Genomic DNA, 13,523 nt, shown 5'->3' on the forward strand with positions numbered 1-13,523 from the left:
GGCCATCATTTGCTTTGCATGACCCGCCTCTTTTGCAACATATGGTCCAGAATTGTGATCGTCGAAGGGATCATGGGGTCCGGCAAGTCGACGACCGTACGGCGAATTGCTGATCGCTTGAAGGCTTCCGGTGTGTCCGCCCTCGGCATTACCGAGGGCACCAGCCCACATCCGATCCGCTTTGATTGGGACGTGCCATGGGAGGACATGCCGGCAACGCATCTGGCGAAGTCAGCCGCTGCGCGTTGGAGTGCCTACGCCAATTCTGCCGCGACGTCGGCGAGCATCACGGTTGTCGACGGACAGCTTTTCCATGGGAATTTAACGTCGCTGTTTTTGCTTGATGCCGACATCGCCCTGATCCGCAGCTACCTTTGTGAGGTGGTAGCCACTATCAAGCCGCTACATCCTTTGCTGATCTACTTTCACCAAGACGACGTTGACCGAGCGATTAGAGCGATTTCCGCTGAGCGGGGGGACTCATGGGTGACATATCAGGTCAATTGGAAGCTGACGTCGCCGTACGCCGTTAGGCATGGCTACGCTGGTCTTCGGGGACTCATCGAGCTCTATCGTGATTATCGCCGGCTTACCGACGGTCTCTACGCGGAGCTCGATATCCCGAAGATCAGCATCGAGAACTCCGGAATGGAATGGGCGAAGTATGAAGAGACCATAGTTTCCGTCTTGGTGAACCCGGCCGGCGACGGGGGCCGCAATTCTTGATCGCTCTATGACTGAGCTAGAGAAGATGCTTGCGTGCTGAGCGAGTGGCGACAGGCGGCGCTGGTCTGCTCCGGGTCAAAAGCTGACACCCGGCGGGGTGCGCGGCAAGTTCAGCTACGGGCCAGAAGCAGTCTTTCTTTTTGGTCCGCGTGGCGCCACGAGCCCGGTTCTCGCATTCAAAAGAGCATTGCAGTGATCCCAGTCAACGCAAGACCGTTTACAATCTGTACAAGGTGATCATGCTATTACGTGCGCCGTGGCTATTCACAGACTTTGCAGCGGCGTCACCGCTTTGCTTTCGCGCGAGGGCATGCGCCTGAGCGCGGCCCTTGTGAGCCTGGGCGCTCTGGGTTTGCTGGCGGCTTGCGGGGGCGGGGACGACGCCGCGTTTCGCTATCGGCTATCCTTTTCGGTCGCGATCAATGAAGCGGTCAGGTCCGGCTCCAGCATCATCGCAGTGCGCTACTGGACCGGGGGAGCCTCCTGGGGAACCGGCAAGGCGACCTATTCTATCGTCAAGGGCGTTGCCCCGGTCATAGACCTTGGCCAATACGGCATGCTGGTCGCGTCGATGGCTTCCAATGGCGAGGAATGGTTCAGGCGTAAGAAGCAGTACGGACTGACCTGCAAGAAACCGCTTACGGCGGACTCGCTGCCCGCCAAATTCAGTCAGGAGCCGGCGGTGCTCGCCAATCTGCAACAAGGCAGGCGCGACTTAACGGACGACTCCTATCCCGCCTTCATCTGGTTTCCGTACGGCCAACCCTACGAGCGCGCGCAGCAGCTCTGCCCGGAAGAATTCTCCCGCGCGATCGGTGCCAACATCGAATTGCAATCCGTCACGATCGAGGTCGCGCCCGACGCACCGCTGCTGACCAGATTGAATATTAGCGCCCCCTGGTTGGACGAGATCCGAGCCGATCAAACGAGGCTGGGTGGAGTCACCACCACAGCTGGAGTTTTCAAGCCGCGCCGCACAATCATGATCGAAACAGACGACCCCACAAACTGAGGGCTGCTTTGAGGCTGAAATGTCTCCTGTGGGTCAAACTAAGAAGAACTCAGCCTGAGCAAATCTAGTCCGCCGTGCCCCAATAAGCGGACCTCCACGAGGTGCGCCACCACTTCGCTGATGGGTCAAAAGCGGCGATGGACGCCAAGTTGGATCGGCGTCCGGTTCGGCCCTGATAGCCCACATGAAAACGCGCTCAATTGATCTCCGGCTAAGGGTCACAATCGGCAATGCGCTGGCCCATCAGAAGCTTGATTCGTCCCTCAGGCGCCGACAAAGTTCTTATGAGCCACCCTCTAGGTCTTCTCGGCCGACTGCGCCTCGACCGCCTGCACAGCCACATCAGCCACTTGCCGCAGCGCTTCGCGATCCGAGCCTGACGACGCCATCACGCCCATGCCGACGGACACCGCCGAGACATAGCGCGCGAGCGCGGCGGGGTCGGAGGTCGGTTTGAGATCGCCTTCCGCCTTCGCGCGAACAAAACGCTCGCGGAGCTGGTCCTCGTTCTGGGCTCTGCGGGCGGCGAGCTCGAAGGGGACGTTTTCGGAGCCGGTGCCGCAGGCGATGCCGCCCTGCACCAGCAGGCAGCCGGGCGGATTGGCGGGGTCGGTCTGCTTGTCGGCGATGCCCATCAGCATCCGTTCGGCGACGGCGCGGGCCGTCGGCGCTGCAACCACCTCGTCCATCCAGACGCCGCGGAGCTTGGTGTAGCGATCGAGCGCGGCCTTGAGCAGGCCTTCCTTGTTGCCGAAACAGGCGTAGAGGCTCGGCGGATTGATGCCCATGGCCTCGGTGAGCTGGGCGATGGTGGCGCCCTCATAGCCATGGCGCCAAAACACTTCCATCGCCTGGTCCAACGCCATTTCAGCGTCGAATTCGCGGGGGCGTCCCATGCCCATGTGCCTGTTCTCCTCGAAATCGGCGTCGTCCCTCAACCTAACGCCTGACCCTATCTATTTGTTCTCGCTTTATTTTCTCTTCCACTTGCCAACTCTTGCGGTAAGCGGCTACAATTTTCTTAGTGAATGGTACATAAGTATCTTGCACTGCGGCATCCAGCTCCACATCTGTAGTGAACACTACATATCTGGAGCGCGCAAATGCATCCCTCGCAAAACTCCCCCCGCACCGGCCGTTTCCGCCGCCTTCTCGGCGGCGTCGCCGTCGTGGGCGCCCTCGCCGTCACAGGCTCGATCGCGACCGGCCATTACTTCCGTGCAGCCCAAGCGACGGCAACGGCCGCCGCGGCTGAGCAAGCCGTCTCCGTCACCGTCGCGCTGATCGAACCGAAGCAGACCGTGCTCTGGGACGATTTCTCCGGCCGGCTCGAGGCGATCCAGCGCGTCGAGCTTCGCCCGCGCGTGGCCGGTGCGATCCTCAGCACCAATTTCACCGAAGGTGCGCTGGTGAAGGCCGGCGACGTCCTGTTCAAGATCGACCCGGCGCCTTACGCGGCGGAGGTCGACAAGGCCAACGCGCAGCTCGAAGCCGCCAAGGCGCGCGTCGTGTTCACCCAGAGCGAGCTCGAGCGCGGCGCGCAGCTGGTCGGCAACGCCGTGGTCACCCGCCGCGACTACGACCAGCGCGACAACGCCAATCGCGAAGCCATCGCCAATGTGAAGGCCGCAGAGGCGACGCTCCAGACCGCGAAGCTCAATCTCGACTATACCGAGGTGCGTGCGCCCGTGGACGGCCGCGTCGGCAAGTTCGAGATCACCGTCGGCAACCTCGTCGCCGCCGGCACCGCCTCTCCCGTCCTGACCTCGCTGGTCTCGGTCAATCCGATCTACGCCTCGTTCGATGCCGATGAAGAGGTCGTGCTGCGCGCGCTGAACTCGATCGCAGATGGCACCGGCCAGCGCGGCAAGCTCGACCAGATCCCGGTGGAGATGACGACATCAGGCGGCCTCTCGGCGAAGGGCCACATCCAGCTGATCGACAACCAGGTCAACGGCCAGAGCGGCACCATCCGCGTCCGCGCGGTATTCCGGAATGAGGACGGGCGCCTCATCCCCGGCCAGTTCGCGCGCGTGCGGATGGGGCAACCGAAGCAGCAGGCGCTGGTGATGATCGACGAGCGCGCGATCGGCACCGACCAGGACAAGAAGTTCGTGATGGCGGTCGGTGACGACAGCCGCGCGGTCTATCGGCCGATCACGCTCGGCGGTGCCGTCGACGGCCTGCGCATCGTCACCGCGGGCCTGAAGCCCGGCGACCGCATCGTGGTCAACGGTCTGCAACGCGTGCGTCCCGGCGCCCTCCTCAAGACCGAGGTCGCGGCGATGGGCGCGCGCGGGCCGCAGCAGGCATCGAACCACAGCAACCAGGACGTGGTGCAACGCTAGTGTTCTCTGTCGTTCCGGGGGCGCCTAGCGCGAACCCGGAATCCAGAAATGACTGAACTCCGACCACTTCACCTCGAGATTCCGGGTTCGCGGGCGGCGCCCGCGCCCCGGAATGACGGTGGCGTGTAGATATTGCCCAGGGGCAAGGCCATGAATCTCTCAAAGTTCTTCATCGATCGTCCGATTTTCGCCGGCGTGCTGTCGGTCCTGATCTTCCTCGCCGGCCTGATCTCGCTGTTCGCGATGCCGATCTCGGAATATCCCGACGTCGTGCCGCCCTCGGTGCTGGTGCGCGCGACTTATCCCGGCGCCAATCCCAAGGTGATCGCGGAGACGGTGGCGACCCCGATCGAGGAGCAGATCAACGGCGTCGAAGGCATGCTCTACATGTCGAGCCAGGCCACCACCGACGGCGCCATGACGCTGACGGTGACGTTCCGCCTCGGCACCGATCCCGACAAGGCGACGCAGCTGGTGCAGAACCGCGTGCAGCAGGCCGAGCCGCGCCTGCCGGCCGTGGTGCGCCAGCTCGGCATCATCACCAAGAAGTCCTCGCCCGACCTCACCATGGTCGTGCATTTGCTGTCGCCCAACGGCCGCTACGACATGACGTATCTGCGCAATTACGCGGTGCTCAACGTCAAGGACCGTTTGGCGAGGATCGACGGCGTCGGCGACGTGCAGCTCTACGGCGCCGGCGACTATTCGATGCGGGTCTGGGTCGATCCGCAGAAGGCGGCCGAGCATGGCCTGACCGCCAGCGACATCGTGCGGGCGATCCAGGCGCAGAACGTCGAGGCCGCCGCCGGCGTCGTCGGCTCCTCCCCGAACGTCAGGGGTATCGATCTGCAGCTTTCGGTCAACGCCGAGGGGCGTCTTGCCAATGAAGATCAGTTCGGCGACATCGTGGTCAAGACCGGTACGCGCGGCGAAGTCGTGCGCCTGCGCGACGTCGCCCGCATCGAGCTTGGCGCGTCCGAATACGGCCTGCGCTCGCTGCTCGACAACAAGCAGGCGGTGGCGATCCCGATCTTCCAGGCGCCCGGCTCCAATGCGCTCCAGATTTCCGACCACGTCCGCGCCACCATGGCCGAGATCAAGAAGAACATGCCGGAAGGCGTGTCCTACCAGATCGTCTACGATCCCACCCAGTTCGTGCGCTCCTCGATCGAGGCCGTCATCCACACGCTGCTGGAGGCGATCGCGCTGGTGGTGCTGGTCGTGATCCTGTTCCTCCAGACCTGGCGCGCCTCGATCATTCCGCTGCTGGCCGTTCCGGTGTCGATCGTCGGCACCTTCGCGGTGATGCACGTGTTCGGCTTCTCCATCAACGCGCTCAGCCTGTTCGGCCTCGTGCTCGCCATCGGCATCGTCGTCGACGACGCCATCGTCGTGGTAGAGAACGTCGAGCGCAACATCGAGGGCGGGCTGTCGCCGCGCGATGCCACCTATCAGGCGATGCGCGAGGTGTCCGGTCCGATCATCGCGATCGCGATGGTGCTGATCGCCGTGTTCGTGCCGCTCGCCTTCATCTCCGGCCTCACCGGGCAGTTCTACAAGCAGTTCGCGCTGACGATCGCGATCTCGACCGTGATCTCCGCCGTCAACTCGCTGACACTGTCGCCGGCGCTGTCGGCGCTGCTGCTCAAGGGCCATAACGAGCCGAAGGACCGGCCGACGATCATCATGGAAAAGAGCCTCGGCTGGTTCTTCCGCGGCTTCAACAACGCGTTCACCCGTTCCTCGGAGAATTACAGCGGCACCGTCACCAAGGTGATCTCGGGCAAGGCCGCGGTGATGGGCCTCTACGTGGTGCTGGTCGGCGTGACCGCCCTGCTGTTCCAGCAGGTGCCGAGCGGATTCGTGCCGGGCCAGGACAAGCAATATCTGGTCGGCTTCTCGCGGCTGCCGGATGGTGCCACGCTCGACCGCACCGAAGAGGTGATCCGCAAGATGAGCGACATCGCGCTGACCCAGCCCGGCGTCGAAAGTTCGGTCGCCTTTCCGGGCCTGTCGATCTCCGGCTTCACCAACTCCTCGAACGCGGGCATCGTGTTCTCGACGCTGAAACCGTTCGACGAGCGCAAGGGGGCGGCCCTGAGCGGAAATGCCATCGCAGCGGATCTGAACAAGAAATATGCCGGCATCCAGGAAGCCTTCATCGCGATGTTCCCGCCGCCGCCGGTCAATGGCCTCGGCACCATCGGCGGTTTCAAGCTCCAGATCGAGGATCGCGCCGGTCTCGGCTATGAGGCGCTGAACGAGGCGACCAACGCGTTCATGGCGGCGATGCAGAAGGCGCCTGAAATCGCCGGCGTGTTCTCCAGCTTCCAGGTCAACGTGCCCCAGCTGTTCGCCGACATCGACCGCACCAAGGCGCTCCAGCTTGGCGTGCCCGTGCCGGAGGTGTTCAACACGCTCCAGATCTACCTTGGCTCCTACTACGTGAACGACTTCAACAAGTTTGGCCGCACCTATTCGGTCCGGGTCCAGGCCGACGCGCCGTTCCGCGCCCGTGCCGACGACATCAGGCAGTTGAAGGTGCGCTCCTCCTCCGGCGATATGGTGCCCTTGTCGGCACTGCTGCAGATCCGGCAGAGCGCCGGGCCCGAGCGCGCGATCCGCTACAACGGCTTCCTGTCCTCCGACATCAACGCAGCGGCAGCGCCCGGCTTCTCATCCGGCCAGGCACAGGAAGCGGCGACTCGGATTGCGGCCGAGACGCTGCCGCCCGGCTTTGCCTTCGAATGGACCGACCTGACCTATCAGGAGTTCATCGCCGGCAATTCCGGCCTCTGGGTGTTCCCGCTGGCGATCCTGCTGGTGTTCCTGGTGCTGGCCGCGCTCTATGAGAGCCTGACCCTGCCGCTCTCGATCATCATGATCGTGCCGATGGGCCTGCTGGCGGCGATGTTCGGCGTCTGGATCTCCAAGGGCGACAACAACGTCTTCACCCAGATCGGCTTGATCGTGCTGGTCGGCCTCTCCGCCAAGAACGCGATCCTGATCGTCGAGTTCGCGCGCGAGCTCGAATTCGCCGGACGCACGCCGATCCGGGCCGCGATCGAGGCGAGCCGCTTGCGGCTTCGCCCGATCCTGATGACGTCGATGGCCTTCATCATGGGCGTGCTGCCGCTGGTGCTCTCGACCGGCGCGGGCTCGGAGATGCGGCGGGCGATGGGCGTTGCGGTGTTCTCCGGCATGATCGGCGTCACCGTGTTCGGACTGTTCCTGACGCCGGTGTTCTACGTGCTGCTGCGAACCGTCACCGGCAACAAGCCGCTGGTGCATCACGGCAGCGGCTCCAGTGTGGCCCCGGTGCAGGGGCTTAGCCATGAAGCCGGGCACTAAAGCTGGAGCATGATCTTGTCGGAAGACCGCTTCGCACTTTGCGCTAACGCGGCCCTTCGGGTCCGGATCATGCTCTAGATCAGGGAAATCCCCGAGATCAGCAACAGAACGAGCACGGTCTTGCGAAAGACCGTCTCGTTGACCCGGTGAAAGGCGATCACGCCCAACGCGGAACCGGCGAACAGGGCCGGCAGGCTGATCGCAAGATTGACGAAGACCTTTGACGAGAGGTCCTGATGCCCGACCAATAGCGCGATTGCGAAGATCTGCATCGCGGCGATGAAGGGCTGCACCAGGCCGCGCTGCTCGCTCTTGGGCATGCCGCGCATGTCGCACCAGATCGTCGGGATCGCGCCGGGCATGGCCGTGAGACCACCGACCAGCCCTCCCCCGAACCCGATCAGCGCGACCCAGTGCCGGCCGACGGCCTCGCCCGCCGTCACCAGCGTCGGCCGCAGCAGCATGTAGGCGGCATAGAGCGCGACGATGATGCCGAAGCCGCGGCGGAGCAGATGCGTGTCTGTGGACTGAAGCAGCGACACCGCGATGGGAACGCCGATCAAGCCGCCGACGATCAGCAGCAGGCTGCCTTCCCAGCGGATGCTGCGCCGGAGTGCCCACAGATTGGTCGCCTGCACGCCGATGCTGCACGCCATCATCAGCGGCACCGCCTCCAGCGGTTGAAACACCCGGAGCAGAATGGCGCCCGCGACCGCGGAGAATGCGAAGCCCGAGAGCCCGGAGACGAAGGCGCCTGCGAACACGGCGACGCTGAGCAGAAGGCTGGTTGCGATGTCCGGCACGATACGTCCTCCGGGATCAATCGTAAGGCGACGGGGTCGCGGGAACGTCGGCGCCGCCGGTGCAGAGCAGCGCATCGGGCGAGTTCACCTGTGATGGCGACACCGGCAGAGCATGAGACCGTTCCAGCATCGCAAGTCCGATCAGCTGAAGCGTGACGAGTGCGGCGGTCAGCGCGATTGCGACGATGTTGGCGTTACGCGCCTTCGAACGTGGGCTGGCCGGCGGTGCGCTCGTGCGCATCAAGTCCGTGGGCATGTCCTGAAATATCCTTTTCGTTGCTGACCGGAATGATTTCATTCAAAGGCAATGCTTCGCGCGGCTGCTCCAGCAGGTGCCGATAGCGCTGCAACGCGCGCCGCGCCTCGATCTCGCGCTGCGCATGGAGCGCCGCGCCGACCCGCGCAACCATGCTGCGGAACTTGTCCGCCAGACCAGATGACGCCGTTCGCATGACAATCTCCTCTCAACCTGCACGAGAGATTGACGGACTTCAGTTCCGCTTGCAGTGAGTTGCTTCACACAAATGTCTGGTCGTCGAACAACAGATCGTGTGACGTCTCGTAAGAGAGAACGTCGACGATCGCGTCATTCGATCGAACGACCCGCGATAACTTTCTAATGATGTCTCTGATTGAACCTGATGGCGTGTCGAACCGATCGCCCGCGCCGACGAGCGCGCGTCAGTGCACCAGCGGATTGGAGAATCCCGCCACGAGCTTGACGAGATCCGCCTGACGGGAAACGCCCGTCTTGGCATAGACGCGGTGCAGATGCGTCTTCACCGTCGTCTCGGCGATGCCGAGCGCAATTGCGGTCTCCGGCACGCCGCCGACGTCGACGATCGATTGCAGAACCCTGAATTCCGCAGGGGTCAGCTCGAACGTACGATCGATCACGTCGGCACATGAGCGGCCGTCGAACTCCGCTCGCCAGATGAACAAGGCACCGACGGCCGGCGTGCGCTCCGCCGCGCCTTCACGCAGCAGCGACGGCAACGCGATGACATGCGCGACGTAGTACGAACCGTCCTGCGCGATCAGCGAAATCTTCCGCCCGGACTCCGCGGCCAGGGCAACCTCGCCCGCGTCGCGAAAGATATCGCGCAGGGCGCGATTTGCGTCGGCGGATCTTGCCACGAGCCGGCCCGCGACGGACCGCAGGACATCGTCGGCGGCCAGGAGCATCTCCGCGGCCGGATTGCTGTGGACGATGTTGCAGGCCTTGTCGAGCAGGACAACGCCGGCCGTCAGCCGATCCACGACGTCGGCGAGCGCGGTCGCGCGCTGCTGCTTCCGCTCGATCGCCCGGTTGATCAGCAATGCCCGGCTTGCGTGCGGGACCAGGAATTGCATTCGCGCCCGCTTGTCGGCGTCGAGCATGTCCCTGCCCGGGATCACGGTCAGCAACATCGGACAGGGCGATTTCGACTGCTCCAGCACCACGTTGGCGACATCGGCGCAGCCCTGCGGGCGAAGCCATTCCTGATAGAAGCGCCCGCGGCGATACTCGTCGAAATTCACGAGATCGGGGATGTTGCGGACCTCGCCATAACGCGGAAGCCTGGCGAGCGGATCGTGGCGGGCGTAGGTCTCGGCATAGAGCTGGATGTAGTGCGGATCGACCCCGCAATAATAATGCGTCGCGCCGGATTTGCTGACGGGATCCTTCGAGATCAGGCCGCAGGCCTGGCTGCCGATGAATGCGTTGAGCATGACGACGACATCGCTCCACATTTCGGGGTGGAGGCCGGCGTCATAGATGCTCTCGATCAGCTCGGACTGTTTTGGAGGGCGGGGCATCGGAAGAACCAATGGTCAAGCGCGGAGATGGCGAAATGTTCTTCTGCCCGGCGGCTTAGGTGAGTCGATTACGGCGGCAAAAGGTTCAGCTCCGACGGCGATTTTACCCGTCAGTTGACGAGCGGGTTGGAGAAGCTCGCCGCGAGCCTGACCAGATCGGCCTGCCGGGACACGCCGGTCTTGGCGAAGACGCGATGCAGATGCGTCTTCGCCGTCGTTTCCGCGATTCCGAGCGCGACCGCCGTCTCCGGCACGCCGCCGACCTCGACGATTGACAGCAACACACGCAGCTCGGCCGGCGTCAGATCGAAGGTCCGCGCGATCAGCTCGCCATAGGATTGCCCACCGAACGACACCTTGCGCAAAAGCAGTGCACCGACGGCATCGACGCCTCGTTCGTTGCCGTTGCGCATCACGCACGAGAGCGGCAGAATATGCGCAACGTAGCGCTCGCCCGCGGGTGACAGCAGCGGAATCGCGTGGTCTCTCGCGGCCAGCGGGACAATTTCGTTGCGGGCTGCAAACGCCGCGCGCAGCGTGTGATTGGCCTCCGCGCTGCTGGTCACGAGCTGCCCGGCCACGGACCGAACCACATCGTCGGCCGCGAGCAAGGCGCGGCCCGCGGAATTCGCATGCACGAGGCGGCAGGAGGCATCGAGCAGGAAGATGCCGGACGCCAGATTATCCAGGACGTCGGCCAGCGCCGTCGCCAGCGTCAATTTCGAATCGATGGCGCGGTTGATCAGCAGCGCGCGGCTGGCATGCGGCACGATCAGCGAGAGACGGCGCTTCATCGCGGGATCGACCATGCGCCGGCCCGACAGCACCGTCATCATCACCGGGCAGCTCGGATTCGACTTGTCGAGCACGACATTGGCCGCGTCGCTGCACCCCTGCGGCTGCATCCATTCCTGGTAGAAGCGCCCGCGCCGATACTCGTCGAAATCGACGAGATCCGGGATGCTTGCAATCTGGCCGTGTGGCGGCAGCACCGTCAGCGGATCGAACTTCGAATGAGTGTCGGAGTAGAGCTGGATGTAGTGGGGGTCGGCCCCGCAATAATAGTGCGTGACGCCGAATTTGCTGATGGAATCCTTGGAGAACAGCCCGCAGGCCTGACCGCCGACGAAATCGCGGACGCCTGCGACGACGTTGTCCCACAGCGAAGGGTCGAGCCCTGCGTCATAGATGGACTCGACCAGTTCGGGCAGCTTTCGGGGTCCGTGCATGGCGTGAAATGGCCTGAGTGATCAATATCACCAACCATACCAAAACCAGCGCATGCGGCATCCTCCGATCGGATGAGACGGACACGCCGGCCGGACGGAGGGTGCCCGGCCGGCGAGGCTCGAAACGAGCCGATGCCGTGTCATGCGCCACTGGTGCAAAGTCGCGACACCGCCCGCGCCGCTCACGCCTGGTCCCAGCCCGCCCTCTCCGTGCTCTCGGACCACACCGCGGCGCGATAGATCTCACGGCCATCCTTGTCCCTGACGCGGATCCAGGCATCGCGGTCGCGCAGATCGTCGCGCCAGACGAACAGGTGCCGCGCCATCTCGTCGGCCACCACGATGGTCGCCCTGGCATGTTCGAACACCATGCCGCCGGGATCGATCTTCACGACATTGCCGACCAGGAGGTCGAAGAAGAAACGGCGCATTCAACACTCCGGCTTCGAGCGCCGTTGCCGCTCGCTACGCTGTGTCATGATCTATTCCGCGCGCCAGAACACGTAGTCGGCCGAATACGGCACGCTGCGATAGGCCCCTGCCTGGGTGCACGGCCCCCTCGCCACCCCGCCTTGCGTGTTGATGCGCTGGACGTGGGTCACGCCGTAAAGCAGGCCATTGCCGGTCTGCGCGACGGCGCCGAACTTGAGCCAGGGAAGGTCGTCCTCCGTCCGGCCCATCGCGCTGGCCACGATCCTGGCCTTGACCGAGCTGCCGTCCTTGTGCTCCCACACCAGCGTGCGCGGATCGACCGCTTCCCAGTGCAGCGCGGCGTAGTGGCGTCCCACCGAATTGTCGCCGTCCATCAGCGTGGCGGCCGGCTCACGCGCCTGCCAGACGAGCCGGTTCGCAGCGTCGGGCCGGCACTCGTAGATCTGCGCGCCCTCGGCATGCAGCGCCGTGCCGGGAATCTCGCCGGGAACCCTGATCTCGTCCGGCGTTCCCGCCAGTGCCGACGATGCGCACAGCACGCTCGCGAGAATGACGCTGCGATACAGCGCCGTTTTCATGGTCATGACGTCTCGATCAAGGATCATGTCAAATCCCTTGGTTGAAATGGCAGTTGGCTGAAATTCGGCCGGGCCCGCTAAAATGCCCCGCCGCTCCGGACGTCGCTTGGCGTCGCGCCATAGGCCCGCCGGAAGCAGCGGTTGAAGTAAGAGAGATCGCCGAAGCCGACGTCGTAGGCGATCGAGCTCACCGGCCGCTCGGCAAAATCGGGCTCGCGCAACATGCGATGGGCGCGCTTGAGACGTTGCTCGGTCAGGAAGGACGAGAAGGTCTTGCCGTCGGCTTCGAACAATCGCTGCAGATAACGCGGGGTCACGCCGAGTTCGTGAGCAACGCTTGCCACCGAAATATCCTGCTGCCAGCAATTGTTGGCGATCAGGAACTTCGCCTTCTGGAGGCGCGCCGCCTTGATGCCGCGCCGTCCGGTCGATTCCCGGGCGTGATCCGTGGCGCCGAGAACGAGCGCCAGGAGATCATGCAGATGCGCGACGCCGAGCTGGCGCATCGCAGGGTTCGCCAACGCCTTTTCGTGCACCAGCGCGATCGCATAGTCGACGAGCAGCCGAAGCCCGGTGGTGTGCTCCGGGATCACGCGCATCACCGCATCGTCGACATCGACGATCATCGGGGCCAGCACGCGTCTCGGCACGCGCAGCGAGAAACCGCTCCCCAGCGAGATCCGCTCGAAGGTGGTGACGTCCTCCGCGCTCGTCAGGACCGCCTCTCCTGCCTGAAGCCTCAGATCATGTCCTCGCTCGGATATCCCGAGAACGCCGGACCTGTTCACGATCAGGGCGAGACTGTCGTCGCCGTCCGCGACCAGCTGCTTGGTGCGAATGACCCGCGCTCCGCACAATCCGCCGATCAGCAACTGGGCTTCCGGCAGGACGTGGGACGTGAAGCTCGCCGCGGCCGGCTTTCCCTCCCTCGCCTCGACCTCCGCCTTCAGCACGCCGCGACAGTAGAACTCGCGCAGCAGCGGCACGCGCTCCTCTTCGGCAATGTGGTCTGTTGAAACATTGAAAATTGAAAATTCATCCTTGCCGCTCACTGCAATCTCTCCAACCAACGAGCCAGCCCGGCCATGCGCCGTCGTCCTGCCGCGCGCGTTCGATACGCATCGCATCGTCTTCGTGGCGCACGCGGCCTTTCGCATTTCGGGTGGGGCGCGATATACGAAAGTATCAAATGACACGCGTCATACGTTTGGAGGACGGACGGACCTTGCTCATCACAATGGATT

The 13,523-nt window shown here is 63.8% G+C and carries 13 protein-coding genes; 4 read left to right on the top strand and 9 right to left on the bottom strand.

The features are described 5' to 3' along the window. Positions 1 to 18: 18 nt before the first annotated feature. Both PMI42_RS19715 and PMI42_RS19720 read left to right on the top strand, forming a co-directional pair. On the top strand, positions 19 to 726 hold the full coding sequence (locus tag PMI42_RS19715) for a P-loop NTPase family protein (protein ID WP_008137304.1): 708 nt from the start codon (positions 19 to 21) through the stop codon (positions 724 to 726). Between the two features lie 256 nt (positions 727 to 982). Further along, the gene (locus PMI42_RS19720) at positions 983 to 1,738 is read left to right on the top strand and encodes a hypothetical protein (RefSeq protein ID WP_193376341.1); all 756 of its coding nucleotides are present in this window, start codon (positions 983 to 985) and stop codon (positions 1,736 to 1,738) included. A 296-nt stretch (positions 1,739 to 2,034) separates the two neighbouring features. On the opposite strand, the gene PMI42_RS19725 is transcribed toward PMI42_RS19720, so the two are convergent. Next, positions 2,035 to 2,640 (bottom strand): TetR/AcrR family transcriptional regulator, encoded by a 606-nt coding sequence (locus tag PMI42_RS19725; RefSeq protein ID WP_008137307.1) that lies wholly within the window; start codon positions 2,638 to 2,640, stop codon positions 2,035 to 2,037. A gap of 201 nt (positions 2,641 to 2,841) precedes the next feature. Here PMI42_RS19725 and PMI42_RS19730 point away from each other — a divergent pair, with 201 nt between their 5' ends. Beyond that, positions 2,842 to 4,086 (top strand): efflux RND transporter periplasmic adaptor subunit, encoded by a 1,245-nt coding sequence (locus PMI42_RS19730; protein WP_008137308.1) that lies wholly within the window; start codon positions 2,842 to 2,844, stop codon positions 4,084 to 4,086. A gap of 150 nt (positions 4,087 to 4,236) precedes the next feature. Further along, positions 4,237 to 7,437, top strand: a complete 3,201-nt coding sequence (locus PMI42_RS19735) for an efflux RND transporter permease subunit (protein WP_008137309.1) — start codon at positions 4,237 to 4,239, stop codon at positions 7,435 to 7,437. A gap of 74 nt (positions 7,438 to 7,511) precedes the next feature. Here the strand turns inward: PMI42_RS19735 and PMI42_RS19740 are convergent, their stop codons facing one another. The 8 genes from PMI42_RS19740 to PMI42_RS19775 form a co-directional block, all read right to left on the bottom strand. Beyond that, positions 7,512 to 8,240, bottom strand: coding sequence for a sulfite exporter TauE/SafE family protein (locus PMI42_RS19740; RefSeq protein WP_008137310.1), 729 nt, complete (start codon positions 8,238 to 8,240; stop codon positions 7,512 to 7,514). Between the two features lie 16 nt (positions 8,241 to 8,256). Continuing rightward, complete coding sequence (locus tag PMI42_RS19745) at positions 8,257 to 8,481, bottom strand: hypothetical protein (protein ID WP_157195784.1); 225 nt, start codon at positions 8,479 to 8,481, stop codon at positions 8,257 to 8,259. After that, positions 8,435 to 8,650 carry a hypothetical protein gene (locus PMI42_RS19750; RefSeq protein ID WP_240535267.1) on the bottom strand — a complete coding sequence of 72 codons (216 nt, stop codon included), beginning with the start codon at positions 8,648 to 8,650 and terminating at the stop codon, positions 8,435 to 8,437. The genes PMI42_RS19745 and PMI42_RS19750 overlap by 47 nt, the downstream gene beginning before the upstream one ends. 271 nt (positions 8,651 to 8,921) lie before the next feature. Beyond that, positions 8,922 to 10,040, bottom strand: a complete 1,119-nt coding sequence (locus PMI42_RS19755) for a helix-turn-helix transcriptional regulator (RefSeq protein WP_008137314.1) — start codon at positions 10,038 to 10,040, stop codon at positions 8,922 to 8,924. Positions 10,041 to 10,150: 110 nt separating this feature from the next. Further along, on the bottom strand, positions 10,151 to 11,269 hold the full coding sequence (locus PMI42_RS19760) for a helix-turn-helix transcriptional regulator (protein ID WP_008137315.1): 1,119 nt from the start codon (positions 11,267 to 11,269) through the stop codon (positions 10,151 to 10,153). Between the two features lie 182 nt (positions 11,270 to 11,451). Next, positions 11,452 to 11,700, bottom strand: a complete 249-nt coding sequence (locus PMI42_RS19765; protein WP_008137316.1) for a DUF6894 family protein — start codon at positions 11,698 to 11,700, stop codon at positions 11,452 to 11,454. 51 nt (positions 11,701 to 11,751) lie between these two features. Next, positions 11,752 to 12,285 carry a DUF3455 domain-containing protein gene (locus tag PMI42_RS19770; RefSeq protein ID WP_240535268.1) on the bottom strand — a complete coding sequence of 178 codons (534 nt, stop codon included), beginning with the start codon at positions 12,283 to 12,285 and terminating at the stop codon, positions 11,752 to 11,754. A gap of 71 nt (positions 12,286 to 12,356) precedes the next feature. Beyond that, positions 12,357 to 13,331, bottom strand: a complete 975-nt coding sequence (locus PMI42_RS19775) for a helix-turn-helix transcriptional regulator (protein ID WP_008137319.1) — start codon at positions 13,329 to 13,331, stop codon at positions 12,357 to 12,359. Positions 13,332 to 13,523 lie beyond the last annotated feature (192 nt).

Origin of the sequence: Bradyrhizobium sp. YR681 (assembly GCF_000282615.1) — a bacterium.
In the GTDB taxonomy this organism is placed as follows: Bacteria; Pseudomonadota; Alphaproteobacteria; order Rhizobiales; family Xanthobacteraceae; genus Bradyrhizobium.

Coding starts and splice junctions, on each gene's coding strand:
- PMI42_RS19755 (WP_008137314.1), bottom strand. CDS start 10,040: ATGCCCCGCCCTCCAAAACAGTCCGAGCTGATCGAGAGCATCTATGAC.
- PMI42_RS19760 (WP_008137315.1), bottom strand. CDS start 11,269: ATGCACGGACCCCGAAAGCTGCCCGAACTGGTCGAGTCCATCTATGAC.
- PMI42_RS19735 (WP_008137309.1), top strand. CDS start 4,237: ATGAATCTCTCAAAGTTCTTCATCGATCGTCCGATTTTCGCCGGCGTG.
- PMI42_RS19750 (WP_240535267.1), bottom strand. CDS start 8,650: ATGGTTGCGCGGGTCGGCGCGGCGCTCCATGCGCAGCGCGAGATCGAG.
- PMI42_RS19745 (WP_157195784.1), bottom strand. CDS start 8,481: ATGCGCACGAGCGCACCGCCGGCCAGCCCACGTTCGAAGGCGCGTAAC.
- PMI42_RS19770 (WP_240535268.1), bottom strand. CDS start 12,285: ATGACCATGAAAACGGCGCTGTATCGCAGCGTCATTCTCGCGAGCGTG.
- PMI42_RS19730 (WP_008137308.1), top strand. CDS start 2,842: ATGCATCCCTCGCAAAACTCCCCCCGCACCGGCCGTTTCCGCCGCCTT.
- PMI42_RS19715 (WP_008137304.1), top strand. CDS start 19: ATGACCCGCCTCTTTTGCAACATATGGTCCAGAATTGTGATCGTCGAA.
- PMI42_RS19765 (WP_008137316.1), bottom strand. CDS start 11,700: ATGCGCCGTTTCTTCTTCGACCTCCTGGTCGGCAATGTCGTGAAGATC.
- PMI42_RS19725 (WP_008137307.1), bottom strand. CDS start 2,640: ATGGGCATGGGACGCCCCCGCGAATTCGACGCTGAAATGGCGTTGGAC.